Below are 25020 nucleotides of genomic sequence, written 5' to 3' on the forward strand. Positions count from 1 at the left end.
AACTGATTATAGCCATGAAGTAATATGACATATTGCAGACTATACGCATCAGTTATGTGTTTTACCCAACCTTCTGAGTTAAAGTTCAAGGGCCTCTACACGCAATATGCTTTTTGCTGATGCTCCGGACTCGAACCGGATTCTGTGTAGTGTTATCACCCGCCACCGCATTACCTATATGCTAGCATCACGTTTTATTCTTCTCTTGCTCTTTGGAAATTTCTACCTGCCTGATAACACAAGAAAAGACCAATTATATAATAAACACCATTAGATATAGTATTTAATTTTATATTGATGAAAACTAACCCCGCTCCGCATAAAAATTGGGTTAAAACTAAAATCCACTTCATAAATTATTTTTTTTAAAAAACACCAAGCACCCTCCTTCATCAACCAACGATCCACCCCTTCTGCACTCATCATCTGTGCTTGGTAATTAAACAACATAAATCATATCAAATACCGTCATATTCCTTCTTCATATCCTTAACTTTATTACGGTAATACTCAATCTTCTCTTTTATCTCTGGAATTGACAGCTTAACCGGATCATGTGGTCCTTCTAACCACTCTACAACTTCGACTCCGTATTTCTTAACAAGACCCTTACGGTATTCAATTAAATTTCCACCCCAATATCCATTGCATTTTCTGCATTGTAGGTTCACATTCTTTTCTTCAAAGCGTAACTCTGGATGAGCTCCTACACTCCGGTAATGTCCAGCATCTGTTGGGGATGGATTTGGACAACTAATACAAGTGTTGCCCTTTTGAGATAACCGGATAAATTCATTGAATACCTTTTGGAGATCTTGCAGCCAATTGCTTTGAGTTTTTAGTTTCTCCTTCCTGATCTTCTTCTCTTTCTGCCAAAGCTTAGCATTTTGCTTTTGAATATTTGATTTGCCGAGAGCAATTGCACAACTCCATCCACATACTTCCTGACCTATCCTAAATGGCTTAAAATCTTTCCCACAAACTGTGCAATTATCCGGCTTCAACCTCTTCATTCCCAACTGCTTTACAGTAAATTTACGAAAAGGAAAAACACGAAACAATAGCAATCTAACTTTTTTTATAGTTTTTACTAACATTTTTAATTCAATAATCTAACATGAATCCATATTGCTGAATTCCGGTATCAAAGAAAGTTTTCCGTTTATTTGCGGAAATTAACTTTAATACATTTTAATATGAAAGAACAAACGATAGAACCAATTTTTGAAATTATAGAGAATAACGAATCTATATTAGCTGCAAGAGCAATAGAGGAAGAAGTAATTATTGCCGTGGTGTACAATAAACAAACCTGTAAAGAAAGCGGTATTGACTCAATGGAGTTTACAGACATTTACTACCCTAAAGATGATCGGTATTTTCTAATAAAGTTAAAAAATAAACTTAACAAATGGCTGAGAGAAAACCATTCTGAAAAATTCATGTAAAAAAAACACCCCTGTTAATGCAGGGGCTTTATTTTGGAAGAGTTACTCTTACATTATTCAAGCTTTGGAAAATATGTATTTTCTTCTTTTTGACCATTATTTGCAGAAATTCGTTTCTTTCCTTGATGGGCAACTTTAAAATATGATCAAATGCTCCAATTGGTACGCCATTAGACCCTCCATCCTTTTTAAATTGTTCAGTAACTATTTCCAGTATTTTAGCTTCTATTTCTTCCATGTTTTCCATGGAGTAAAGATACAGAGAAATTAGATTGATTTTTTAAGTGCTTCAGCAAACTTTAATCTCTCATTTCGTAAATCAATTTCAGTATAATCTACATATTTTTCTGCAGAAGTATACTTTCTTTTTCCAGGTAGGCACTTTTGAACTGATTGTTGCCAATTAAGATAATAATCACTCCTGATGTCGCTCCATACATAGGTTAAGATCTTTATTTTAGTTCCGTCTTCTTTTTTAATAATACTTTCTAATGGTTTCATAAGTCAAATTTAATAATTAAAACAATATCCAGCAAAAGAAAGAGATCAATCCAATTACACTCAACCAGATAAAAAATCCGGCTGCCCTAATCTCCTTATCCTTGTGCTGGAAAAACAAACAGTCTTTAATAAATTCTTTCATACTTATAATTTAGTTTGGTTATTTGGTTTTGTATTGTGGGTTTCCAATTTTACAGAATCATACGATTTTTAATCGCTTCTATATGATCAGTCAAATACTTGTTATGTTCTTCTTTGTTTAAAGGGATTATTTTTAATTCCAGAATTCCTTTAGCATGCGAACAAGCATAATCCTTTGTATATACTCCTGCACCAAGTTTCGACTCAACATATCCACAACTATTGTCACGATAATAAAGCCCCCTTTTCATAATATGACAATGCGTAACCTCTGGATTTTCTAGAATTTCATCCAACAATTTTTGATGTTCTTGTCTTTTAATTTCTTCTCGAACTCTTGATCTAACCACATGGCCATCATTAAACAAAACTAAATCTGCCTCTTTACATCTAATTACCGGAATGTTTAAAAATGTCACTTCATCACCCCATTTGTTTTTCACCCCATCTAACTCAGACATGTTTATAAATTTATATTTAGCCTTTGATCGGTTCTCAGCTCTGCAATTTAAATCATCATAATACCAAGGCTCTTCTAATTGACTTGCACCTAATTTCCAGCCTTTTTCAATTACGGGCAATGATTCTATTAATTCTCCTGTATTCATTTCTAAATTATTTCAAATATTATACATTTTGATGGGTTGAAGGTCCTGGATTGGTATTTCTCCCATTTTTCATGTTCTAAATAGTATTGTGTAAAATCAGTTTCACAATCATCATTTTGATAATCATAATGCGATGGCTCCGGCTTCTCTCCCCAATGGTAGCCGTAAGCATAAATTACAGCATCGAATGCTTCTAGAGCTGTTTTATAGCAATATGTATTTACAGGAATATCTTTTACATAATGAGCAAATAGACCAGTGTGAAGTGACTGATGTAAAAATCCCTTCGCAATATCCTCTGTAAGCTCATCGCCTTTGCAGATAAGCTTTGTTGGCTCATCATCATCGGAACAAAATCTTACCCCTTGTTTATCGCATGATATTACATTTTCTAAATGTTCTTTATCATCAAACTCCACAATAAGGAGTCTTTTGTTTAGTTCTAATTGTAACTGCTTCATGATTTAATTTTCTGAATTTGTAATATTTATTGCCGTGAATTCTATCCATTCACCAAAATATTCTGAACCAAAGTTGCATGTATATCCAAACTTCTCACAGGTATTTTTTAGCAACTCTTTGTTTTCGATTCTAACAGGAAAGCCGTCATTTGTGACAACGGATTCTCTTTTTTCCATTCTACCATACAGCCTGCCATATTCAACACCAGATGTAAAGCTTTGTGACTGATCAGGAAATTTTATAAATAGTTTCATATTATTCTTTTATTGTTAGTTTTTCCCCAGTAAGCAGATTTATTTTTACATCCAATGTCATTAATGCTAAGTTTGCTATATCTGCACAATTTTCTTTAATTCTATCAACATCTTCATTCATAAGTGCAGACTGAAGTTTCCCAACATGGTAATATAATTCTGAAATCCAGAACTTATTGTCTTTTACTTCTAACCATCCTCCAGAGCCATTTCGATCTCCTTTCCGATAATTTGATTCGAGTTCTTTTTTCATGTACTTAACAAATGAAGCAGTTACTTCATTGTACATTTTATAATCTGGTTGTTTTTCCATAATTCTTGTTTTAAGTGCCACCCTAAGATGGCACGGGGTTATTCAGGAATATGAAATGTATATTTATAGTTTAGAATTCTACAGTCAGAATCATTATGCTCATCTTGTATAAAATCCTTAAGAGTTGAAACTTCTTCAAGTAACAATAATGTATCAACAGGAATTATATCTTTTGTTCTTACTATAGAAATATGATAGCCGTATTTTGCGGGTTGAGTCATGGCTTTATATTCCTTTAGTCTACTTAACTTTTTTGAAAATTTCTCGTGATTTTCCATTGCTTTATTATTTATTGGTTAAAGTTGCTTTTCTCCTTTTGTTCGTTTCTTTATAAAACATACTTTTTACAGCTGACAAGGATCTTTCTTTGAATCTTGGCGGTTCTTCTTCTAAATACAATTTGTATCTAGCAAATTCCAATTGTTCATCAAGGGTTTCAGAATCATCTGCAAACGAATAATCTAAGAGAAGGTCTTTTTCTTCTTGTGTCCATTTTTCCATTGTATTATTGTTTTTGAGTTAAAGTTGCTTTGTTGATGTATTCGGATTCCGGAAGTATGACACAATCTTTAAAATTTTCAAGCTCATTTCCGAATATGTGATAAATACTATCATAATCTTTTCTTTTTTCGTCCCAAACTGCTGGACAGAAGTCATCTTGCGTATAAAGTCCATTATCGTGCTCAAATGAACCCATTATTAGCGTTATAACTTCTCCCGGAATCCAACCACATGACTCTTTACAGAAAAGTTCACCTAATTGTATTCTTGATCCAACAATTAATTTTTCTTCTAATTCTTCTTTATTCATTGTTTTGTTTTTTAGTGGTTAATCAATCCGTGAAGGAAGTTTATTAGTTCAGGGGATTGGTCTTTGAGATAGGGATTTGATAAATTCCAGTGATTTATAATTTCTTTTGCCGTATGACTCCATACTAGTTCATGCATCATATTAATCCCGTCTTTCATGTCAGATTCTTTAAACCATAGTAAGACATCGTTAAGCATTGGTTCTTTGCCGATAATTTCAGCCTTTCTCTCGATCACATCAAGGTAGCATTGTTCTTCTATTCCATCATAGTCAGATGATATATCTAAATAGACGTCATCATAATCACCAGTATCAGCAATCTGACCGCCTCCATAGACTTGTAAAACTTTGTATTTAAAGTGAAATCCTGATTCGGTTTCCATAGAAAAATGACACCCTTCCGATAATTCTTTTAACCTCGGCAGCTTCTCCCGTATCTCCCGGGTTAGTTCTTCTAGTTCTTTCATTCGCAAATATTATAAACTGATTTACATCTAAACTGAGGTTCATCTTTAAATAAATCTCCAGTCGCTTTTCTGTCATTTATATACCTTATCACATCTTCAAATGTTGCATAGGTTTTCCCTTCTTTTGTTTTTTTGGAATGGTATCTTTTAGGTATCTTATCAGGCGGAAAAAATGATGAATCTGCTTGCTTTTCAGCATATTTAATTCTTTCAACTGTTGATGGTGAATTTTCAACCATAATAGAAATTTCGTCTATTTTTTCCATCACACATGGATCACAGCCAACTCTAGAATAACCACGGTAATATCTAGGATTTATGTCATAACCTCTGTTTAGAGAATAATATATTACTTCATCTGCTGTAGCGTAAAAGTGAGGTCTTATAACTGAATCATCATACTTTTTACACCATTCAAAAACATCTTTTTTTCTATATGTGAAATATTTAGCGTCTTCTTTTACTGTATCTAGTCTTTTTAAAGCATGTTCATATTTTTTTCTTTGTGACAATGTTGGATTTTCCAGCAATTCATAATCACTTACTATCATTGAATTTGTCAAATATGGCTCAAAGTAATATTTAAAATATCTACAATTAGGTTGCATTTTTGAACGCCTTGCTGATTCATCAGCTCTGATACCATCGATTAAAATTATATGGTCTTCAATTGATAAAACATAATCAATCATCGGCTTCACTTTTAATTCTTCAGTACAGAACCGAGCTTTTGTTGACGGAAATCGCCCTTTCTTAATTGCTAAGTCAATCATTCCATCGTACTTATTTGATGAAAGAATTTTAAAATCTACACCTGATTTTTTAACCAAATAATTAATATGAACATAAGTCTCATCAGCTTCCCATTTAACATCACAGAAACATGCTGTCAGACTTTTTAATCCAAATTTTTCAATAGCCCAAATCAATGCAGCTTGTGAATCTTTCCCTCCAGATGTTGGCACTAAAACTTTCATTTGATTAGATTTTCGGGATTAATGATTGAGGATTTGTCTATCTGTAAATTATCAGCTCCTATCTGATAGTATTTGGTTTGCTTATTTGATTTGTGAAACCCATCATGTAAAAGCATTTTTGCGTTCTCCGCTATTCTCTTCTGCTGTTCCTCCTGGACTAGATCGCAGGCAGCGAAAACTAAATCTCGGATTTGACTTACAGCTGTAAGGTTTGATATTTCGTTATCTCGTACTTCATACAAGGTATTTAGAATAAATTCTTCAAAGTTATCCTTGTACTTTTCTTTTGCGTATCGATCAAAGATCTCTTGTTTCTCTTGGTGACTCATAGCTAGTTTTCTTTAAGTTTAATCCAACCGTATTCTACAAGCTTTTCAACTGGTAATCCCATGTATGGAAACGCAAATCCTTTTGACCTGAAGAAATCCACAATTTGAATATATCCTACAACTCTTGAAGCTGAAAAATGTATTTCTCCAATATTCACTTTATGGTTTGAAGCTTTATCCCCAGACATTTCTTTGAAATGTAAATTGCAATTAATAGTTGCATATTTGAAGTTTAAGCAAACATGATATTCTCCGCTTGTTTCACTATTGACATACCAACAATGAATAATATCTTTTTCTCGTTTTATAGCGCATTTAAATTCTGATGAAATAGATTTTAAATTATGTGCTAATCTTAATACTTCGATTATTTCCTCATCAGTAATTGATGTAAGAGGTTTGAGTTCTAAAAAATCTCCATTATCACTCAATCTAGTTTTCATTGTTGCTGAATAAACTAATCCACTTCCATTTAATACCTCTTGCCCCCAATATTGAGCGAAGAACTTTGCTTTATTTTCTAATGTGTTTTCCATTGTTATTTTTTTTTAAATTTGACATGAGAAGGGTAAAAGGCCCCGGGGGGCCAATAGTCTAATTATTAAAGCCATGAATGAAGGTAAGCCATAGCACATTGTATCGCATAATTATGTGAACCTGGCTGCTGATAAGCATATTGTTCACCATTATCAAATGTATATACAGTAAATAATGTGCAATTTCCACTATTGCAAACATCTACAACAGCTATATTCATATTTCCTTCTTGTACAGAACATTTTACGTTTGCTACTATTCTTGATGTGCTACTGTTTTTTGAATTTACTGCGCTTGTAACCATATTGAATATTTCAGTTTTATTATCCACAGGTATAAATTCTACCCCCATATACACAGTCCTTAGCGTATTCTTCTCGATATGAAGATAACCATCGAGTTCATAGGGGTTTTGTGACGGCTTTTCCCATGATTCTCTTGCCATAGCCTTTTCCATAGTTACAGTGCTATTAGTTGGCACATCAGTTGTTTCATTTTGGCACGCAGCCAGTGTGATCAGTGCTAATGCACCGATGAAAATTGATTTTTTCATAAATTAAAATTTTAAATTATTTTCCCCTTTAGAATACGGAAGAGGCCGTTTATTTTAGTAGCTCCGGATTGGAGTGAATGTTGCCGATGACTTCTATATACTCAGCATTGTCCCAGTAATTGAGGAAAACATCGTTTGCCCATTGTTTTACAGACGGTGTATCATATATCTGTTTGCCAGGAATTTTTAAACTAAATTGCGGCGCAGTCCATTCTATAACTCCAACATGGATTTTATCTAAATTCCATTCCTGATCTAGCGCTGAGTAATCGTGGCATTTTACAATATCACCTTCGTATATCTCTACTCCGTTTTTGTCATTTAATGACGTAAACCATTCTGAATTACTCCAATTAAATTCAGAGCAAATCCTTTCAGAAATACATATTTTACATTCTAAATCTTTGAAATATCTTCCATTTTGGAAATAGAAGAACTTGTTTTCATTTATGTTCCAGCTTCTAACTTTAGTATTTTTCATTTTTTAATGGCTCTTGAAATGGTTCTGTAACTCACATTATATATTTCTACTATCTTTTTATTTTTAAAACTATGTAAGAATTTTTTTTCCATAATATTTTTGATTTAATTGTTTGCTTTTATTGAAATACCTTCATTACCAAATTTTAAAAATTGATAAGATGACTCATTTGTAATTATTTCTGCAGAGTTAACTCTTACGGGCTTAGTATCACCATTGGGGAATTTAAGCCACGCTTTATAATTCTTACCCTCATTGCATTTTAGAACTGCACCATCTATCATCTGATCAACGATTGATTTTTGATACTTGGTGAGTGAATTATAATATTTACTGTTTTTGATGTTCATTTTCAGAGATTTTTATGTTATAGTAATTTTCTAAATGATCAATTAATCTTTTACCATTTAATCTGCACAATTCTTCGATGTCATCAATCAGATGATCAATTAATTTATCACAATCTTCACCTTTTTTTACTGATGTTTCAGTTTCGTTTACTGTAACATAAATAATATCAGAGTAGGCCCCTTTTTTTGTAGTAATTTTCATAATATTTTTGATTTTAATTTTTAATAAAAACCCCGGCACAGTGGAACTTCTAAAACCAGAAGCCGGGGAAAACTAATAACCATGAGGCCGTTAAGGTGGCCAGCCTTGTTAAACACTTCTATATTTCATCGTCTGCAACCTTAATAAGTAGTTCTGCGTTTTCAACTATTTTTTTTAAATCATCTAAGGTTAATGCGCCATGAGCATCTAACCAGAAATATTCTTTAGTTCTCTTAGCGCCCTTTTCTCCTAATCTTTTAAACTCTAATTTTATAGGAATTCTTCTGCTTTTATCGGTTGATAAAAATTCTGTTTCTGATTGTGCAGTTGTTTTTGCCATGCCTAGTGATATTTAATTGTTGATTTTTCCCCAGCTCCGTGCTTTACTCCCACTGCATCAATTCCCACAAAGGTTTTTGATTTAACTTCTGTCTTAGCAGGATTTAAAATTGCTGCAGTTGCCAAGCCTCCGATTAATAATAGAGTGTAAGCGATAATAATGATTGTTGTTTTCATATTGTTTGTTTTTGTTGATACAAATGTACAATTATTTTTGTACAGTGCAAATTATTTTGTACATTTTTTTTTATATCTTTGCTGTATGACAGTTGAAGATTATTTAAAAAATCATTGTAAGGTTGACCTTTCGCACATTGCAAGTAGAATGTGGCCAACAAATAAGAACGCTGCTGCATACTTAAGCAGAAAGCTGAATAATGCTGATGGAAGATCTTTTTCTAAGAAAGATGCGGTTAAGGCTTTGGAAGTATTAAAGGAACTTTCCATTGAACTTAATGCTTTAACTGTTGACTAACCCTTCCTCAAAACTGACTCCTGGAATTTAATAACTCGCTGCTGCTGTTCTTCATTAGAAGTTAAAAACGTGAAAACAAAATCCTCAATACCAATTTCTTTTTGATCAAAGTTTTCATTTCCGGTGAAGTGCTTATTGAGCTGTTTAAATGCTGTGATCAGATCAAATACTCCATCACGGGAATGAATCAAACCTTTATTTTTTAGCATCTTGGTTCCGGTGTCGATTATCGTTGTTCCGATTGCGCAGAAACTTAACCATTTTTCTACAGAGTCCCTGTCTTTTTCATTGTAGTTTTGTGGACCTGTTAAAGGCTTGATCAGTGGCTTTTGTTTTACAGGTGCTGAATTGATAAACGAAACTGATACAGGTACGTTTCCAGTTCTGTTTTTTAAAAGTTTTGAGTAATTCATTTTCTTGATAAAATTCTCTTCGTTGAAATTTTTGATTCTATTTTTAAATTCCTGATTGAACTTTGAAAGTCCGTCATACTTTCGTATGTGATACAATACTGTGGAGTGATCCTTTTTGACAATGTGAGCAATATTCATCAGCGTATAACCTGCAGCACGTAAATTGTAAATGAATATCGAAAGATCATCCAGTAAATCAGTTGGCGTTCGGTTAACTTTTGTTTTCATTTTCGTAATGTTTCTCCTTTAAGTTCGATTATATTGTACATTTCAAACAGGCGGTCATAATTACGCTCTCCATAACGCTTGGCAAAAGCCTCTAAAGTGGAATCAATTGTATCTCCTTCGTAATTTAAACTAATAATAGTCTTTGCCCGGTTAGAATATCTTTTTTCAAAAATTTGTTTGAATAATTCAACCTTTCCAAAATTACTTGCGACCTTCTCCGTCATGACGTCATCGTAATATCTAAAACCTTTAGAGTGCTTTTTCCAGAACTGATCCCAAACGTAATCTTCATCTGAATGCTCATTTCTTTTAATTCCTTCAAATTCACTTACAACGTCGTTAGTTGTACAGAACGAGAAATAAATATCATACCAGCGCAATTGTTCAAATTCCCCAAGCTTATTTTTGATCCTGAAAGTATTATCCCTGGCATATTTAAAAATATTATGAAAGGTTTCAATTATTGAAGTTTTCCCAATTCCATAGGATCCTATAATCATAATTCCTTTATTTAAATTGGGCTGACTTTTGAAATCTCCTTTCTCATTTTTGCATAACAATGGCGATTTGTAAAAGCTTTTATTCCCGATAAAATATGAAACTAATGTTCTAGCTAGCTTCCTTGCTTCAAAATTGTTTAGCGATTCGTCAAATTCTTTAACAGCAACAAATTTGTAGTTTTCAACAAATGCTCCATAGAAATACTCTGGATCAATTGGTTTTAAATCAGGCTTTACAAATTCCTCTTTTGGCTTATTCTCATTCATAAATTCAGTAAATGCTTTGCCGTACTTTTCAAAATCTTCCAGATACTTCTTTGCAATAGGGTGATCAGGATTTATTTTCAACATAGCGTCAATTGCTGCGCTTTTTCTTGGAGGCAAATATTTACCTTCTTCTTGCTTGTGAACTTCCATTATTGTTTGCATTTACGTTATACTCTCTATTTTTGTAATTTCCCTCCATGATTTTGATAAAATTTGTAGGATTAAAAATCCAGTCAAAATCTGCTGTCCAATTTTTATGATTTTCCCCAGAAAGGAATCTTGATTCTCCAGCCATTTCTATTACTCGCAAAACATTATCTTCACCGTGTTCTTTCAAGCGCATTTTAAGGCTCGTTTTCCGCTTATCGCTCAACACCTGCACTCTAGGTAGGTTTTTACATTTTTCGTGGAAATAATCAACTATTTCGCTTTCTTTTTTTTGCGCAACTTTTTTTCTTTCTTTTTCTTCAGCTTTTAGCATTGTAGAAATAACAATTCCTTTATCTTCTCCATATCGATCAAAGAAACCTGTAAACTGATTTTCTTCAAAAAGTTGGGTGGGATCTTTTTTTTCTCCTTCGCTTTCTGTTTCTGTTTCTGTTTCTGTTTCGTTTCGTTTCAGGGAAGCAATTGATTCGCTATTGCTTATCATATGCGTAGCATCTGCTATGCATTCGTCAGGCGATGGATATTTAGTAGTTTTTTGCCTTAAAGTTTGTTTGAAATTTTCAATCTGTAAATAGCATTTCGATGCGACTGTATAGATAGTAATCAATCCGGCTTTCTCACACGCAGTGAGACAACGGGCAATGTCAGTATCTCTTATGTCGGATTTTAGCGGAAACAGTTGTGATTTCAATAATCTTTTATCAGCAGAAAACCTTCCAAAATCATCTACCTTCATGATAAGCCTAACGAAGAATCTTTCAGCGTGAACATCTAATTCGTCCACTATGAAACTGTCTGTCCAGTCTCGTAATATTCTATTAGGCATATCTTCATTTTAATTCTTATAATTCAATTTGGTTTTACCCATGCTAAAACATCACTAATGCATGGTTAAATAATTTCAGTAAATAAATTTGCTCCTTCTTCATCCATTTCGGTTTTAGCAAATCCATACTTGTCAATATCATTCTTTCTTTGGATTGTTTTTTCTATCCAGCTTTTAGCTTTTGGAAAAAATTCTTTATCAATTTCAAAGCCGTAAGCTTTTCTATTTAATTCAATTGCAGCAACTAAACTGCTCCCGCTTCCTGCACATGGATCTATGACTACTTCGCCTACATCTGTAAATAATTCAATAAGGCGCTTAAGCAATCCAACAGGCTTTTGCGTTGGGTGCAACTTTGGATAATTGTTATTATCTTCGTCTTCTACCCATTCAATACAATTCATTACCATTTTGCCTTTATTATTGAATTTTGGAAGCTTATCACGATACAGGAGAAGACCGTATTCACAATTTCCGACTATCTTCATATTTGCCTTTAACACCTGAGCTGAAAACTTTTTCCTGAAAATAAGAGGAATGTAATTATTTAACCCGTGCTTTTTCCCTAATTCAGCAACATCAAACATTTGGTTAAAGGCGCAAAAAATTATCATTGCTGGTGCTGTACCCTTTTCCTTTGGTTCTGGTTTTAGCATCTTTGAGCAGAAGTGCATAAATTCGGCAGGTTTAAAATTTTTATCTGTCATAAAAAATTCCTTTCCTGCTAATTCGCTTTCTCCATTACAATTATCTCCATCATTATACCAAGCCGGATTACTTGCATATGCTTTATTTCCTAAATTATATGGAATGTCAGCGATTATCAATTGCGCTTTTGGAATATGATACTGTTTATAATTTTGATGGTGATCTCTGTAAATCATATTTTGAATTTATAGTTTATCAATAGCTCTTTGTATTCTTAGTCTTTCAACTTCTTCCGGCTTGAAGAAATATCTACCGCCTAATTTTTCAGCTTCTACTTTTCCTGCGATTCTCATAGCGCTAAGGCTTGTTGGATGTACGTTCAAAATTTTAGCAGCTGCCAATGTAGATAGTAATCCGTCCTCTGGTTTTGAAGCTTTGGGCATTCTTTCTTTTTCCAGCTCCATTGTGTACTGGCATTCTCCGGGCCTTGCAAATCTGGCTTTACGATTAAGTGTTTTAGCGTAGATTAATGTTGCGGTTGCGTCAATTTTACCTAGTGCTTTTGAAACAGTGCTGTTTGGAATTTTATCACCCGGTAGATAACCTAATTCTTTACATAGGCTTGATTTAATAGTCTCAATTTCGGGGTTTAGTTTTGGATTTTTCATTAGTTTTCTTTTTGTCGTTGTCTAATCTGATTAAGCATTTTCGTTCCATTTGAATAGGCCGTTGCTGTCACGGCCTGACCAGTATCCGTCTTTTTCTTTCATCAGGAAAGCTTTTGAATTTTCCAGGCAACTATAGAGTTGAAGTATTTAGTTTCGCCCTGTGGAGAAACCCATTCTCTACCTCGGATATTAATTCCAACACTCACATTGTCTCCTTCTTTAACCGGATCCAAAATATCAATCTTGTCTCCCATCACTTCAATGTTTACTGGCTGCGGATACTGCTCTGTAGTAAGTATTACAAATTCTCTTTTTTGAAATCCTGACGCAAAAGTTTCAGTGTTTCCTATTTTTTTAATTGTTCCCTGTAGTTCCATAGTTTAAATCAATTTTAGATGTGTTGCTAATGTTGTGTTAAGTGAGTTTAGATATTCTCTTGCCATGATAATCATGCCTTTCATTTGGGCAATTACCTTTTCGTCTCGGTAAATGATAAATTCTTTTATTCTTGCTTCTTTGGGAATATCAGCATAAGTCATGTTGTTGGTTATTTCCTGATCTAAATCTTCCGGAAGGCCATCAATGAATCCCAACTTCCAACCGGTTTTTCTTTTTTCATCAAGGATTAATTCGTCTGGAGTATCAACAAGGCCATAAACTAATTTTGCTTTTTTTACGTTTGGCCTTAGATCCATGTAAGCCTGTAGCTGATACTCATAATCTTCATTTGGCACGTCATCTTTAAAAAGAGGAAATGTTTCATAATCCCATGAGCTTTTAAAATCTATTATTTCATCATCTTCCTCAATATCCATTTCTCCTGAAAAGAAGTCATTTTCATATCGAACCTCGTTCTTAATTAGAAAAGTCCCTTTTACTTCATTGTACTGATTGATGTTTTCCTCTTCAACAGATATTCCTTTTATTAGGTATTTGCTCTGTACATCTTTTTTCCTATTGAAAACCTTTTCCTTAAAAATTGTATCTAGATATGTTTTTGCCCCATCGGATAATTCAGGTTTCGCATCTCTCTTTTTAATCAAGTCCCCCAGTGTAACTATTTGCTTATCTGTAATTTTTCCAGAATAAATTTTTTCCATTAATCCCACCAACGTTTCTGACTGATTTTGCGTTAAAGGCTTTGGAAGTCCTTTCATTATTTTGCCAATAGCATGAGGACGGAATTTGTAATTTGAAAAATCATGCACTCTTAACATTCTCTAATTCTTTTTTACGTTCAGTTACTAATACTTTGTATCTCTGTTGTTGCTCTTTTGACATTTTTCCGAATAACTTACCAAGCTCAGAAACTTCTTTGCATGCGTTAATTTCGTTTGTCAAATCACTATCAATTATTGGCTGTTTCTTTACGATTCTAACGCCTCCTACAACATCACCTTTCATCTTTACTGTTGAATCAATAAATAATTCGATTAATAATCCTTTCCAGTCTTCTACGAATGACGAACCAGAGAACCCTTTCAATACTGCAGCGTTTGTTGCATTCAATACCAGTGGCTTAATATTTTCTTCAAAATATGCTATATTGAAGTTTCCCTTTTTCCCTGCTACACTTACTCCCAACTCCTGTTTAACTTCCCGTATTTTGAAAACAAGCCTTCTACCCTCTTCCATATAGTCTTCAAGATCCGCCACCCCCAAGTGATCAGATTTGTAAACTTTTCTGAAGTGTGTTTTAGATTGTTTTTCCATTTTAATTAATTGTTTTAGTGTACACGGCATACGAAGTATGTCCGTGTTTTTTTGATGATGTTTGAAATATCTTTTGCTTTGCTTTTAGCTCTGAGAACCTACCTGAAATTTTATGTATCGGAACTCCCAGTATATTTGCTATGTCTAAGGTTGAATTTATTCCATCCACAAGTTCATATACTTGCTGCTGCATTGTGGGAATTGTCACCTTTACTTGTTGAAATGCCAGTTTGGAGTTAGCGTTGTTCCGCCCCCGGCTGTAGTCTTGAATATCCATATCTTCATTTTTGATTTGGTTATAAATCGTAATAAACTCTTCCGTTTTCAGTCCATACATGACTGGCGTTTCGTCTTTGTTTCACAGAGTTTTTGTATATCTCTATTTCTTTTTTCAACTCTTCAATCTCACGTTTAAGTGCATTTGTTTCTTCGTTTCTAGGATAATGTGACGCAACGCTGTAACTTTCCATATCTCGCATCATACTAAGATGTGCTTGAAAATCTTCTGATGCTTTTTCGGCAGTTTCATAATCAATTCTAACATTGTATTCTTCTAAAATATCCATTAATGAATCTGCGTTTACTTGTTTTGTTGACATGATTATTGATTTGATTGTTTAAACAATGCCGGAATGGTTTTCTATTTTAATGATTGCTGAATGTGTCATGATAAAGTGTTTTGAATGGTTTCTAAAAACTGTGAGAACTGAGACTCACTTTCAATCTTAATGTCTTTTTCCCTACCTGTACCAATGCATATCGAAGCAGAATTATTATAGACATATACTATTACTGAAGGTTCTGAACTTGCTATCTGTAATTCGTAATAAACTTCATCAGATACTTTTTTCGTAAAGTCCTTATCAATTAGAAATTCAGGACTTAGTATTTCTGTTAGGTTCATGATCATTGTTTTTTAAGTAAGTATTCAATTAAACAGATGAACTGATATATAAACCAGCATTTGATTAGAAATAAAGCTTTCATGATGCTGTAAAATAATGGTTAAACGATATTCTGCCCCTCTGGATCATCTTTATCCTCAAACTATATTCAGCCTGTTGACACGCTTCTCTCATTGTTGAGATCCTTTCTCTGAAGAATGATTTACCGCCTTTTCTGTAAGTCTGAAACCATCTCGCAATCATTCGCTTTATTTGCTTATATCCGGGATTAGATTTTAAAACCGACCCTGACACCTGTCCTAATTCATTCAACTGTCTAAACTCATTAGGAACTACATGTATTCTATATCCTTCATCCAACCAAATAACTCCATGAACACGCATTCTGTTTACTCTGTGATCAAGCTGCTTATAAAATGCAAAACCTTTGATCTCTTTGTCTAAAATTTTTTTTACTTTTGCCATGATGTAGTGATTTTTTAATTACTATTTCGTTTTTGCCGAGTCACATTTGCCCAGGTGGCTCATTTTTTTAAATACTTTTCTTTAAAATCTTTGAATGACTTTGACTTGCTTAAGAAACTCGTATACTCTTCTTCAAGTTCTTTCTTTGTCTTCTTTCTAGTTTTCAAACCACTCAAAATACTCTTACATAATTCCTCTCTCGATTCTGAAGGAAGTTTTAATAAATAATCTTTTGCTATCTGGTAGTCTAGGTTCATGATTGAAGAATTAAACTAAGTTCTTTTTTACACTTAAGGGCTTCCTTTCTTTTTGCTTCTGCATTGTTGTAAGCCTTTTTAGCCAGAGAAATAATTCCCTTTTTGTTGTCTTCTGTCACATTGCCAACTCTTCTTTTTAAATAGTTCAATGTTGACACGCTAATTCCGGTTTCTGCATTTACATCTGCAATATCTTGGGCAGTTGTAAATTCTTTTAGAAAATGAGAAACCTCCGCTCTAATTGTCTTCCCTACTACTAAACTTTCCATACATTATTTGTTTTAAATAAAAATTAGTTTTATCACTGTTTTTTCACATCCAACAAAAAGATTAACTTTGCGTTGTTGTTTTGTTGAGACAAATATATAACAAGTTATATTACAAACCAAACTTTTTATATAATTTATTACATATATTATATAACTAGTTGATTTTCAATAATATTATTTTTATGGACAAAAGAGATGAATTACTAGAAGAAGCCCTAAAACTGATAAATAAATACTCCATAACCGCTTACGATATTTCGCAAGGGACAGGCATTTCAGCAGTTGGTATACAAAAAATTATAAATGGGGAGTCGAAACGTCCATTAGAAAGAACGCTAGAAACAATAACTAGTTATATAAAACAAAAATATGTTTCTGATGTTAAAAGTCACGATAATAATGAAGGTAGCGAAATAAAAAACAAGCCACATGACGAGCAAATGGCTATTCTTCATAAAGACATATTGGAATTAAAAAAAGAAAATGAGGAATTGAAAGATATGGTGGATGACCTGACTCTTAAAATAGAAATTTCACTTGCTCCAATCTTAAGGCATTTTAAATTAAAAGCAGATACGAAAGAAAAACAAAAAGACCGTTCTTCTAATTAAATCCCAAACGTGCTACCTGAATCCCGAGTCTAAATTTATTCAAGTCTATTTTTAATGCAATTGATTCAGCTAAAATAATTTTTTGCTCTTCGTTAATATTGCAGTACCTAACCTGTCTTAACAGAAGGAAATTATTATCTATGTATTCACTATATTCAATTAGGCCAAGATCATAGTAGTCTTCATTTCTATAATGAAGCTGCCTAATAAATTTGCGTTGCTCTCTATTAATTTTCTGCATCTTTATTTATTTGGCGGTTACGTTCTCTCTCTATAGTATTATATTGAATTTCCAGTTCAAGCTTCAAGTTGTTTACGTGTTCAATTAATCGATATACAACGTAAGCTCCTGGAATCATCATAAGTATCATTCCGATTCTATGGGGCCATTCTGGATCTAATTTAATACCCCATACAAATTGAAATAAGTACAGTGATGAACAATATATCGATGCAAATAAAGGGAAGAAAAAAGTTAACTTGTAAGCTTTCATGAATTGGCCTATAATAACTACAGGCGTAGTATAATAAATAGACAAAAGCCAATAATCATTTCTCAAAATACCGCCAATAGTATTTTGATAATTTGCAAAATCCGGATTATACCAGACTATAATATTGTCTAAGAACGGTAAAAAACCCGATAATATAACTATTATCGAGCCTATAATTTTCCATAGTATTAAACTATTTTTACCTCTTTGGCGGGGTGATTGTAGTCGGGTCTCCTCCATCTTCTGGATCTTCTGGTGGTATACCCAAGCCCGTATCGTTACTGCTCCTAATTCTAATAGTATCACTAGTTAGAGTCGATTCGCCTTCACGACTTTGTGCGCTTGGTTGGTTTAACTTTAAGTTTTGGTTACTAGCTTTGACCTTTTCAATTGCATCCTTTCTTACCTCTTCGTCTCGGTCAGAACATGAATAAATAATTGCTGCAGCTATTGCTGTCAAAATAATTAGTTTCGTTTTCATAGATAACTGTTTTTAAATTCATTGCAAAAATAACAATTCTAAAACGACCCTTATTATCATTTATCACTTTTTCATATCAGCTAATATAATATTTTATTTAACACACCACATAATGTGTTATTATATTTTTCAAATATTATAATTTTAATTGATATAAAATTACGGGTTTCCGTAAAATGTGAATATTTTTTAATTTTTATATTTGCAAAAAATTAAATCATGAAAAAATTTATTATCGCTTCATTTGTATTTACACTATCATTAATTACTTTATCAAGTTGTTCCAGTTCTGATGACACTCCAATTGAACAGAATAAGTTTGAGGATTCTCAATATATAAAATCTCAAATAATTGGCCATTGGGAGTTTTGGGGGCACAAATCTCCAGGCTATTGGGTTTACAACGGCGATGTAGATAAATCTACCTTTGATTTTGATAATGATTCAAATTACCAAAGTAAAAACGCAATGGGACAGATTCAGAAAGGAACATACATAATTATCGGAGCAACTAAAACCGACAATCCAGTATTATATCTTTCATACAAAGAAAGTGATAAAACCAAAATGAGAACCATTTATCTTAAAGAATTAGATGGGAATAAAGCAGTGATTTATGAATCTGGTTTTGATGTTAGGTATGATAAGAAATAGTTCTAACTATGAAAAAATTATTACTGATATTAATATCAAATATCATATTTGCACAGTCAATTCCTGAACCGAAGGAAATTGTATTAGTACCACCTGATTATAATTTAGAAAATGACCGTATAAATGAAGATATAAAAGACGCACTAAAACCATTTATTTTAACAAAAAAGTATGGAATTGGAATTGTCAGCTATCAAGCAACTGATGATAATTATACAACGGGAGCTAATTTCTCAATATTTAATCCATCTTCTAAGACAATAAAATATATATGGTTTACCGTTGCTGGCGAAAACCCTGTTGGTGATCTCGTTAAAACTAAAACAGGTTATTACAAAACTTTAAAAGGAATTGGTCCAATTGCGTCTAATAATATTGGGGAATGGTCGTTTGATTACGTATGGCTTACAGATGTAGTTGAATCTCTAAAAATATCTACAATAAAAATACAATATATGGATGGTTCATTTAAAACCATAAAATATAATGACCAGATGTACATCGGCTATGATGCTTATGAAAAAGCAATTAAAGTGTTAAATAAAGATTTAACAAAAGAAAAAGAACTTAATCGTACTAAAATTTTTCCATCAGTTTCCGAATCTGATCAGACAGTTTTTGCAGAGGTTGAGTTTAGTCCTGAATTTCCTGGAGGCATTGGGGCATTACGCAAAAGTTTCGGTGACCATTTCAACACTTCAGAAATGATAGGTCAAGCCGGTAGATTAGAGTCTGAAATATCGTTTATTATTGAAAAAGACGGAAGTATATCTAATATAACCGCTACTGGTAATAATGAGGCATTTAATAAAGAGTCCATCAAGACAGTTAAGTCAATAAGAAGTAAATGGTCGCCAGCTAAAATAAATTCCGTAAAAGTTAGATCACTTTATAAAACAAAATTTTCGATGAATTTTGAATAAGTTTATGCACTGATAATGCAACAACTGGTAAAAATAAAGCCCCAAACGGGGCCTTTTTTATGCAGATAATTTCTGGTTTAAAAACATACTGATTAAGCAGCAGGATCAACATCAAAGTTAATTTCCATTTGTCCATTATTTCTATCAACCATTTTATTAAACAAGGACTTGAATTCATCCCAATTATTAGAAATGTTCATAATTCCAATAACCTTATATATTTGAGCAGTTAATGATGGATGCCCCATATTAGGAGTTAGGCTTTGAAAGAATCGTGCAGTATAGTTTCCTTCTTCACTTCTTGGTGTAACTTTCTTAAGTTCTTCTAGAACACCTTTTGGAAGCTGTTGGTATATTAATTCATTAGTCCACTTCCCAATAACTCCTGGACGTTTATTTATTCCATTAACAGTATAATCCCACCTATTTAATCTAAATATCTCAAAATAAAAAGTATCTGGAAACATTTTTTGCCATTTTAGTAGCTCCTCATTAACATAAGCCTTTAATATTACTTGTAAGGCATCTTTTTCTCGATCGTATTGGTAACCTGTCGCCTCGTCAATTAAGGCAATTAACCCAACTTTAGCGAAAGACCTAATCAAGATCTCAGCCGTTTTTGCGACAACAAGCTGCGACTTAGTTAAAACACCACCATGATCTCTTGCTTTTAAATACAATTCACAAACAAGAGGAACAATTTCAGCTCTATAGCCATAGATCGTATTGCCATTTTTATTTTTAAATTCAATAGGGTTGATAGCATTACTCAAATCCCCATCAATAAAGGATTCAAGGTTTTTTGCATCCATAAAAGATGGCACTTTGATACCACTGTCTGAAATCCTTCTTACTCCTCTTTTCTTTCGTCCGAAAGCACGCAAAACACCGTTTTGAGAAATTACTCGTGTACCATCGCTAAGAATGTAACATTCAATTTCAGATGTTCCCAAATTAAATTTAGCTTCATGCGTGGCATTGATTTCAAAATTTTTCATTAAATTCGTCATACAAATAGTTTTAAAGTTAAAAGCCACAATAAGGGGTGTCGATACATCATACATTAGCAGTGTAACCCTTAAAGTGGCTTTTTATATTGTTTTAAAAGTAACTTTTTATTAGTGTAAGAAGTATCGACAATAGTAAATTTACGTAAAGAAGTAAAGGGAAACAATGCTTGTAATAAATTTTTATTAACATTTTTGTTAGCATTTTTTCAAAATGATAAATCAATACGCTAACCTTTTTTCAGAAATTCAACCTTTACTTTTAGCATTAATCTTTATATTTGCGATATAATTGTAGTAAAAAAATAGTAAAAAACATAGTAAAAACGACTGTTTTTGATGTTTTGAATTTTCACAAACTACTGATTATCAGCCATATTAAATTTCAAGTAAAATGTATAAAGTTTTTGTCAACGAAAAAAAATTATTACTGTCTAAGCATCCTGAAGAACTTGAAAAAAAGCTTGGATACGAAAATTATACAACTTTAGAGATCGCATTGGATCTTTTGGAGAATACTTCTGTGCAGGAACTGAATGTGTATGGAGAGAATTTGGAAGAAATCTGGCAGGAGTTTCAAAAGCTTTTCAGAATTATAGAGGCTGCAGGAGGTCTTGTTAATAATCCTGAAGGTAAAATTCTTTTCATCAAAAGACTCGGCAAATGGGATCTTCCTAAGGGTAAAATGGAAAAAGGAGAATCCAGAGAAGAGTCTGCTGTAAGGGAAATAGAGGAAGAAACAGGTTTGAGTGATGTTGAACTTGTACAATTTATTAATACTACTTACCATATCTATGTAGAAAGAAATGGTGAAAAAATCTTAAAATGTACGCATTGGTTTGAAATGAACTTTAACGGCGAAGATACTTCCAAACCGCAAATAGAAGAAGGTATTACCGAAGTTGCATGGAAAACGACATCAGACATTGAAAATGAAGTGTTCCCGAGTACTTTTAAAAACATCAAACTGATTGTAAAAGAATTCTGGGATTCGAAGAAATAAATAACAGAGCTAGAAGAGTGAAGCCGGAAGTTTGTATCCGGCTATTTACTTTTTCAGATAATTATTTAACAATGAAATTTTATAAAGTTGAATAAAAAAGAGAACACTCTTCAATTGCCTTCAAAAACTTCCCTCTCCCAGCTTCCAGCTTCCTTATTTTAAATAAAGTCAATCACTTTCTCCAGAGCAATTCCTCTGGATCCTTTCAACAATATATTTTCGGACTGAATTGTATTCTGCTTTAAATAGTCTGTTAATTCTGCTGTATTTTCAAACGCAAGGTCTGAAGAATTAACTGCTTTAAAATGTTTTCCAACAGTAATAATCTCATTGAAATGAAGGTCCTGAGCTAATTTTAAGATGTTCTGATGCTCTTTCTCACTTTCATCACCTAATTCCAGCATATCACCGATAATAATGGTTTTACTGCCTTCAAAACTGATAAAGTTATTCAAAGAAGCAGTCATAGAACTTGGATTGGCATTATACGTATCCAGAACCAAAGTTCTGCCCTCTTTTTTCACCACCTGAGATCTCATATTCGTTGGGGTGTAGAGTTCCAACGCATGTTTTATTTTTTCAAAACTGATTCCAAAATGAAGTCCTAAACTTGCGGCTGCACAAAGATTGGTAAAATTGTACTGTCCTGTCAATTTTGAAACCGCTTTCACTCCCTGATAGGTCAATCCTACAAAATGTTCTTCTGAAAAAGATTCAAAATGATAATCAGAGGTTTCTGCTCCAAAAGTAATTTTATGAGAATAGTTTTCAGTTTTCTCTACCTGGATAGGATCGTTTTCATTAACTACAATAGTTCTGTTATTGTTTTTAAGATAATCATAGAGCTCAGACTTTCCTTTGATGACACCTTCAAAACCTCCGAACCCTTCCAAATGAGCTTTTCCAAAATTGGTAATATATCCGAAATCAGGTTGTGAAATAGTACACAGAAATTCAATTTCTTTCTGATGATTAGCTCCCATTTCAATCACAGCCATTTCATGTTCCGGTTTAATGGAAAGAATAGTCAACGGAACTCCGATATGGTTATTCAGATTTCCTGCAGTATACTGAACATTAAATTTTTCAGAAAGAACTGCGTGAATCAACTCTTTGGTGGTTGTCTTTCCATTACTTCCCGTAAGTCCTATAAAAGGAATAGCAAGCTTGCTTCTGTGATAAATGGCCAGCTGTTGTAAAAACGCAAGAGTAGATGGAACATAGAAAATATTTTTATCTCTGTTTTCAAATTCCGGAAGTTCAACAATCGCTGCCAAAGCTCCGTCATCAATGGCTTTTTCCGCCAGCGTAGCTGCATTGAAATTCTCACCGGAAAAGGCAAAGAAAATATCATTCTCTGCTATTTTTCTGCTGTCAATAGTTACTTTTGCCGCCTGCAGAAATAAAGGATAAAACTGTTCTATATTCATGTGGAAATATATATATTTTTAGAAGTCATAAGAAATCGTTCAATCTATACGAGTGTTTTAGGCTTTTTAGCCCAAGCGATTTCATGGTTCAAAAATAAAAAAACCTTCCGAAAGTTCGGAAGGTTTTTTATAAGTATTTTTTGATAAATATTATCTTCTAGTTCTACTCTTATCGCTGGCTTTAGCATCCTGTGCAACACGGAATCCTACCCAACCATAAGCTCTGTTTTGATTTTTATATCTTCTTTGTCCCGGATCCAGCCAGTAAGCTGTATCCTGCCAAGAACCACCTTTTACTACTCTAACCTCGTTAGAAATTCCGGAAGTTCTGTCTTTAGTATCCTTCTGTAACTTCACTCTACCCGTTCCATCTACAACAAAGCTTTTCTTAGGAGCATTGTACATATCGAATCCTGCAGCAGAATCAGAAGCTCTGTAATATTCTAAAGAAGACTGTCTGTCACCATCTCTGTAATTTCTGTAGTCAGCAATAGTTTGTCTTTCGAACTGTCCAGGAAGACCTTTATATACTAATCTTCCGTCAGCTAAAGTGTCATATTTGATAGTACCTTCGTCGATCATTTTGTAAGTACCGTCACCGTTTCTTACGATCGCCTGAGGCATATTTCCTCTATAGTAGTTGAAATCGTTGTAATCTTCATCGATGATTGGTCTATAAACGTCAGCCGTCCATTCAGAAACGTTTCCGTACATTCCATAGATACCCAAATCATTTGATGGATATTGTCTTACATCAGAAGTCTGAGCAGATCCGTCATTCTTCCATCCAGCGATACCAGAATAGTCACCTTTACCCATTTTGAAGTTTTCAAGGAACATTCCTCTGTCTCTTCCTTTAGTACCTCTTAATCTTTCGATTTCAGGTTTTTTACCCAGATATTGGTTATATTCTCTGGTTTTAGCCATACCAAGAGCTGCATATTCCCATTCTACTTCAGTAGGAAGTCTGAACTTCTGTACCATGGCAGAATTTGGAGCTCTGTTAGCTGCAAGCAATCTCTGGTTGGTTGTTTTCATACCAGTTTTTTGCTGCATTCTTTTCTCATTAATGTATCCTTGCATTTCAGGATCATTCGCTTTGAATTTATCCATGTTGAAAGCAGTACCTCCCTGGTTGTTGGATTCGTTGATATACAAATCTTTAGCAATAATACCAGCCTGCATCAAAGCTTTTTCGTTCGCTCTGTCTGACAGCCATTCACAGTATCTGTTTGCCTGAGTCCAGGAAACTCCTACTACCGGATAGTAATCAAATTCCGGAGAACGTAAGTACGTTTCGTTATAATCGTTTCTTGCTAATTTGTTGTCCCATAATAAGGTATCCGGTAAAGCACCGTTATAGATCTCCTTAAAACTCGGGTCACTTGGTGGGAATACATACTTCAACCATGTAAGGTATTCGCGGTATTCGTAGTTAGTAATTTCAGTTTCACCGATAAAGAATGAACTTACCTGCATTCTGCGAGGTGTATTATTCCAATCGTGCATAACATCATCTTTCACTAATCCCATTGTAAAAGTTCCACCTTCTACATATACCATCCCAGGCCAACCCTTCTGCTTCTGTTGCTTTCCTGCAAAAAACCAACCCTGTTTTTCGTTTGGTTTCCAACCTGTTTTGCTGACAAATTTTTTGGTACCGCCACCTTTGCTGGTTCCTGATCCGCCACAGCTGGTTAATGCAAGTGTAGAACTTAATGCTATTAATGAAAACAACTTTAGTTTTTTCATAGTCGATATAAATATTTTCAAAGTACAAAGAAAAAATAAATTATTCAATAAATCAAGTAAACATTTGATTTTTTTGAAAAACGTTAACAA

At 33.4% G+C, this 25020-nt stretch carries 44 protein-coding genes and 1 pseudogene; 6 read left to right on the forward strand and 39 right to left on the reverse strand.

Translation table 11 applies throughout. The annotated features are described in order from the left end of the window. Positions 1 to 458 precede the first annotated feature (458 nt). Entirely contained in the window at positions 459 to 1097 is a 639-nt protein-coding gene (locus BUE84_RS16415) for a recombination protein NinG (RefSeq protein WP_238594276.1), read from the reverse strand. 99 nt (positions 1098 to 1196) lie between these two features. Between BUE84_RS16415 and BUE84_RS16420 the strand changes: the two genes are divergently transcribed. After that, positions 1197 to 1448 carry a hypothetical protein gene (locus BUE84_RS16420; RefSeq protein WP_079242617.1) on the forward strand — a complete coding sequence of 84 codons (252 nt, stop codon included), beginning with the start codon at positions 1197 to 1199 and terminating at the stop codon, positions 1446 to 1448. A 28-nt stretch (positions 1449 to 1476) separates the two neighbouring features. Here the strand turns inward: BUE84_RS16420 and BUE84_RS16425 are convergent, their stop codons facing one another. From BUE84_RS16425 to BUE84_RS24460, 19 genes are all read right to left on the reverse strand, one after another. Beyond that, a complete protein-coding gene (locus BUE84_RS16425; protein WP_145953279.1) occupies positions 1477 to 1686 on the reverse strand; it encodes a hypothetical protein in 210 nt (69 codons plus the stop codon). A 29-nt stretch (positions 1687 to 1715) separates the two neighbouring features. Continuing rightward, positions 1716 to 1949 (reverse strand): hypothetical protein, encoded by a 234-nt coding sequence (locus BUE84_RS16430; RefSeq protein WP_079242619.1) that lies wholly within the window; start codon positions 1947 to 1949, stop codon positions 1716 to 1718. Between the two features lie 191 nt (positions 1950 to 2140). Beyond that, positions 2141 to 2698 (reverse strand): hypothetical protein, encoded by a 558-nt coding sequence (locus BUE84_RS16435; RefSeq protein ID WP_079242620.1) that lies wholly within the window; start codon positions 2696 to 2698, stop codon positions 2141 to 2143. Between the two features lie 2 nt (positions 2699 to 2700). Beyond that, on the reverse strand, positions 2701 to 3159 hold the full coding sequence (locus BUE84_RS16440) for a hypothetical protein (RefSeq protein WP_079242621.1): 459 nt from the start codon (positions 3157 to 3159) through the stop codon (positions 2701 to 2703). Between the two features lie 3 nt (positions 3160 to 3162). Next, positions 3163 to 3414 (reverse strand): hypothetical protein, encoded by a 252-nt coding sequence (locus BUE84_RS16445; RefSeq protein WP_079242622.1) that lies wholly within the window; start codon positions 3412 to 3414, stop codon positions 3163 to 3165. A 1-nt stretch (position 3415) separates the two neighbouring features. Next, positions 3416 to 3727, reverse strand: a complete 312-nt coding sequence (locus BUE84_RS16450; protein ID WP_079242623.1) for a hypothetical protein — start codon at positions 3725 to 3727, stop codon at positions 3416 to 3418. Between the two features lie 38 nt (positions 3728 to 3765). Further along, entirely contained in the window at positions 3766 to 4005 is a 240-nt protein-coding gene (locus BUE84_RS16455; protein ID WP_079242624.1) for a hypothetical protein, read from the reverse strand. A gap of 7 nt (positions 4006 to 4012) precedes the next feature. Continuing rightward, positions 4013 to 4228 (reverse strand): hypothetical protein, encoded by a 216-nt coding sequence (locus BUE84_RS16460; RefSeq protein ID WP_079242625.1) that lies wholly within the window; start codon positions 4226 to 4228, stop codon positions 4013 to 4015. A gap of 4 nt (positions 4229 to 4232) precedes the next feature. Then, entirely contained in the window at positions 4233 to 4538 is a 306-nt protein-coding gene (locus tag BUE84_RS16465; protein ID WP_079242626.1) for a hypothetical protein, read from the reverse strand. Positions 4539 to 4549: 11 nt separating this feature from the next. Then, a complete protein-coding gene (locus tag BUE84_RS16470) occupies positions 4550 to 5005 on the reverse strand; it encodes a hypothetical protein (RefSeq protein ID WP_079242627.1) in 456 nt (151 codons plus the stop codon). Next, positions 5002 to 5982 (reverse strand): phosphoadenosine phosphosulfate reductase family protein, encoded by a 981-nt coding sequence (locus tag BUE84_RS16475; RefSeq protein WP_079242628.1) that lies wholly within the window; start codon positions 5980 to 5982, stop codon positions 5002 to 5004. Before BUE84_RS16475 ends, BUE84_RS16470 begins: the two co-directional genes overlap by 4 nt. After that, positions 5979 to 6311 (reverse strand): hypothetical protein, encoded by a 333-nt coding sequence (locus BUE84_RS16480; RefSeq protein ID WP_079242629.1) that lies wholly within the window; start codon positions 6309 to 6311, stop codon positions 5979 to 5981. The genes BUE84_RS16475 and BUE84_RS16480 overlap by 4 nt, the downstream gene beginning before the upstream one ends. 2 nt (positions 6312 to 6313) lie before the next feature. Beyond that, entirely contained in the window at positions 6314 to 6847 is a 534-nt protein-coding gene (locus BUE84_RS16485; RefSeq protein WP_079242630.1) for a hypothetical protein, read from the reverse strand. 65 nt (positions 6848 to 6912) lie between these two features. Then, on the reverse strand, positions 6913 to 7401 hold the full coding sequence (locus tag BUE84_RS16490) for a hypothetical protein (RefSeq protein ID WP_079242631.1): 489 nt from the start codon (positions 7399 to 7401) through the stop codon (positions 6913 to 6915). A gap of 49 nt (positions 7402 to 7450) precedes the next feature. Further along, positions 7451 to 7882 (reverse strand): YopX family protein, encoded by a 432-nt coding sequence (locus BUE84_RS16495; protein ID WP_079242632.1) that lies wholly within the window; start codon positions 7880 to 7882, stop codon positions 7451 to 7453. A gap of 104 nt (positions 7883 to 7986) precedes the next feature. After that, positions 7987 to 8232, reverse strand: coding sequence for a hypothetical protein (locus BUE84_RS16500; protein ID WP_079242633.1), 246 nt, complete (start codon positions 8230 to 8232; stop codon positions 7987 to 7989). After that, positions 8213 to 8434, reverse strand: coding sequence for a hypothetical protein (locus tag BUE84_RS16505; RefSeq protein WP_079242634.1), 222 nt, complete (start codon positions 8432 to 8434; stop codon positions 8213 to 8215). Before BUE84_RS16505 ends, BUE84_RS16500 begins: the two co-directional genes overlap by 20 nt. Before the next feature lie 118 nt (positions 8435 to 8552). After that, a complete protein-coding gene (locus tag BUE84_RS16510; RefSeq protein ID WP_079242635.1) occupies positions 8553 to 8774 on the reverse strand; it encodes a hypothetical protein in 222 nt (73 codons plus the stop codon). A 2-nt stretch (positions 8775 to 8776) separates the two neighbouring features. Continuing rightward, positions 8777 to 8950 carry a hypothetical protein gene (locus tag BUE84_RS24460; protein WP_158521377.1) on the reverse strand — a complete coding sequence of 58 codons (174 nt, stop codon included), beginning with the start codon at positions 8948 to 8950 and terminating at the stop codon, positions 8777 to 8779. A gap of 85 nt (positions 8951 to 9035) precedes the next feature. Between BUE84_RS24460 and BUE84_RS16515 the strand changes: the two genes are divergently transcribed. Continuing rightward, complete coding sequence (locus BUE84_RS16515; protein ID WP_079242636.1) at positions 9036 to 9248, forward strand: hypothetical protein; 213 nt, start codon at positions 9036 to 9038, stop codon at positions 9246 to 9248. On the opposite strand, the gene BUE84_RS16520 is transcribed toward BUE84_RS16515, so the two are convergent. The 14 genes and pseudogenes from BUE84_RS16520 to BUE84_RS16585 form a co-directional block, all read right to left on the reverse strand. Continuing rightward, a complete protein-coding gene (locus BUE84_RS16520; RefSeq protein WP_079242637.1) occupies positions 9245 to 9889 on the reverse strand; it encodes a helix-turn-helix domain-containing protein in 645 nt (214 codons plus the stop codon). The two genes, BUE84_RS16515 and BUE84_RS16520, sit on opposite strands and share 4 nt — an antisense overlap. Then, positions 9886 to 10806, reverse strand: a complete 921-nt coding sequence (locus BUE84_RS16525; RefSeq protein ID WP_079242638.1) for a hypothetical protein — start codon at positions 10804 to 10806, stop codon at positions 9886 to 9888. The genes BUE84_RS16520 and BUE84_RS16525 overlap by 4 nt, the downstream gene beginning before the upstream one ends. Further along, positions 10778 to 11650: a hypothetical protein gene (locus BUE84_RS16530; RefSeq protein ID WP_145953280.1), complete on the reverse strand. Its 873-nt coding sequence runs from the start codon at positions 11648 to 11650 to the stop codon at positions 10778 to 10780. Before BUE84_RS16530 ends, BUE84_RS16525 begins: the two co-directional genes overlap by 29 nt. A gap of 65 nt (positions 11651 to 11715) precedes the next feature. Next, positions 11716 to 12534: a DNA-methyltransferase gene (locus BUE84_RS16535; RefSeq protein WP_202971501.1), complete on the reverse strand. Its 819-nt coding sequence runs from the start codon at positions 12532 to 12534 to the stop codon at positions 11716 to 11718. 9 nt (positions 12535 to 12543) lie between these two features. Beyond that, positions 12544 to 12966, reverse strand: coding sequence for a helix-turn-helix domain-containing protein (locus BUE84_RS16540; protein ID WP_079242641.1), 423 nt, complete (start codon positions 12964 to 12966; stop codon positions 12544 to 12546). 110 nt (positions 12967 to 13076) lie between these two features. Further along, positions 13077 to 13343 (reverse strand): annotated as a pseudogene (locus BUE84_RS16545) (DUF3127 domain-containing protein); the annotation flags it as partial. Positions 13344 to 13346: 3 nt separating this feature from the next. Beyond that, positions 13347 to 14123: a hypothetical protein gene (locus BUE84_RS16550; RefSeq protein ID WP_145953281.1), complete on the reverse strand. Its 777-nt coding sequence runs from the start codon at positions 14121 to 14123 to the stop codon at positions 13347 to 13349. A gap of 43 nt (positions 14124 to 14166) precedes the next feature. Next, entirely contained in the window at positions 14167 to 14679 is a 513-nt protein-coding gene (locus BUE84_RS16555) for a hypothetical protein (protein ID WP_079242644.1), read from the reverse strand. 1 nt (position 14680) lies between these two features. After that, entirely contained in the window at positions 14681 to 14956 is a 276-nt protein-coding gene (locus BUE84_RS16560) for a hypothetical protein (protein WP_145953282.1), read from the reverse strand. 19 nt (positions 14957 to 14975) lie between these two features. Continuing rightward, a complete protein-coding gene (locus BUE84_RS16565; RefSeq protein ID WP_079242646.1) occupies positions 14976 to 15278 on the reverse strand; it encodes a hypothetical protein in 303 nt (100 codons plus the stop codon). Positions 15279 to 15343: 65 nt separating this feature from the next. Then, the gene (locus BUE84_RS16570; protein WP_145953283.1) at positions 15344 to 15583 is read right to left on the reverse strand and encodes a hypothetical protein; all 240 of its coding nucleotides are present in this window, start codon (positions 15581 to 15583) and stop codon (positions 15344 to 15346) included. Positions 15584 to 15662: 79 nt separating this feature from the next. Next, entirely contained in the window at positions 15663 to 16049 is a 387-nt protein-coding gene (locus tag BUE84_RS16575) for a hypothetical protein (protein WP_079242648.1), read from the reverse strand. Between the two features lie 59 nt (positions 16050 to 16108). Further along, positions 16109 to 16306, reverse strand: coding sequence for a hypothetical protein (locus BUE84_RS16580; RefSeq protein WP_079242649.1), 198 nt, complete (start codon positions 16304 to 16306; stop codon positions 16109 to 16111). Next, positions 16303 to 16575 carry a hypothetical protein gene (locus tag BUE84_RS16585; protein WP_079242650.1) on the reverse strand — a complete coding sequence of 91 codons (273 nt, stop codon included), beginning with the start codon at positions 16573 to 16575 and terminating at the stop codon, positions 16303 to 16305. The genes BUE84_RS16580 and BUE84_RS16585 overlap by 4 nt, the downstream gene beginning before the upstream one ends. 182 nt (positions 16576 to 16757) lie before the next feature. On the opposite strand from BUE84_RS16585, the gene BUE84_RS16590 reads away from it, so the two are divergent. After that, positions 16758 to 17186 carry a hypothetical protein gene (locus BUE84_RS16590; protein WP_079242651.1) on the forward strand — a complete coding sequence of 143 codons (429 nt, stop codon included), beginning with the start codon at positions 16758 to 16760 and terminating at the stop codon, positions 17184 to 17186. Here the strand turns inward: BUE84_RS16590 and BUE84_RS16595 are convergent. Together BUE84_RS16595 and BUE84_RS16605 are read right to left on the reverse strand one after the other, a co-directional pair. Next, on the reverse strand, positions 17179 to 17427 hold the full coding sequence (locus BUE84_RS16595) for a hypothetical protein (protein ID WP_079242652.1): 249 nt from the start codon (positions 17425 to 17427) through the stop codon (positions 17179 to 17181). The genes BUE84_RS16590 and BUE84_RS16595 overlap by 8 nt on opposite strands. 452 nt (positions 17428 to 17879) lie before the next feature. Beyond that, positions 17880 to 18161 (reverse strand): hypothetical protein, encoded by a 282-nt coding sequence (locus BUE84_RS16605; protein WP_079242654.1) that lies wholly within the window; start codon positions 18159 to 18161, stop codon positions 17880 to 17882. 219 nt (positions 18162 to 18380) lie between these two features. On the opposite strand from BUE84_RS16605, the gene BUE84_RS16610 reads away from it, so the two are divergent. Together BUE84_RS16610 and BUE84_RS16615 are read left to right on the forward strand one after the other, a co-directional pair. Beyond that, on the forward strand, positions 18381 to 18815 hold the full coding sequence (locus BUE84_RS16610) for a hypothetical protein (protein WP_079242655.1): 435 nt from the start codon (positions 18381 to 18383) through the stop codon (positions 18813 to 18815). Positions 18816 to 18823: 8 nt separating this feature from the next. Then, positions 18824 to 19738 (forward strand): energy transducer TonB, encoded by a 915-nt coding sequence (locus BUE84_RS16615; protein WP_079242656.1) that lies wholly within the window; start codon positions 18824 to 18826, stop codon positions 19736 to 19738. Between the two features lie 92 nt (positions 19739 to 19830). On the opposite strand, the gene BUE84_RS16620 is transcribed toward BUE84_RS16615, so the two are convergent. Further along, positions 19831 to 20748, reverse strand: coding sequence for a P63C domain-containing protein (locus BUE84_RS16620; protein ID WP_202971502.1), 918 nt, complete (start codon positions 20746 to 20748; stop codon positions 19831 to 19833). A gap of 391 nt (positions 20749 to 21139) precedes the next feature. On the opposite strand from BUE84_RS16620, the gene BUE84_RS16625 reads away from it, so the two are divergent. Further along, entirely contained in the window at positions 21140 to 21748 is a 609-nt protein-coding gene (locus BUE84_RS16625) for an NUDIX hydrolase (RefSeq protein WP_079242658.1), read from the forward strand. Positions 21749 to 21906: 158 nt separating this feature from the next. Here BUE84_RS16625 and murF read toward each other — a convergent pair whose 3' ends face one another. Together murF and gldJ are read right to left on the reverse strand one after the other, a co-directional pair. Then, the gene (gene murF / locus BUE84_RS16630) at positions 21907 to 23178 is read right to left on the reverse strand and encodes a UDP-N-acetylmuramoyl-tripeptide--D-alanyl-D-alanine ligase (RefSeq protein ID WP_079242659.1); all 1272 of its coding nucleotides are present in this window, start codon (positions 23176 to 23178) and stop codon (positions 21907 to 21909) included. Between the two features lie 150 nt (positions 23179 to 23328). Next, on the reverse strand, positions 23329 to 24930 hold the full coding sequence (gene gldJ, locus BUE84_RS16635) for a gliding motility lipoprotein GldJ (RefSeq protein WP_079242660.1): 1602 nt from the start codon (positions 24928 to 24930) through the stop codon (positions 23329 to 23331). Positions 24931 to 25020 lie beyond the last annotated feature (90 nt).

Origin of the sequence: Chryseobacterium indologenes (assembly GCF_002025665.1) — a bacterium.
Classification (GTDB): domain Bacteria; phylum Bacteroidota; class Bacteroidia; order Flavobacteriales; family Weeksellaceae; genus Chryseobacterium; species Chryseobacterium metallicongregator.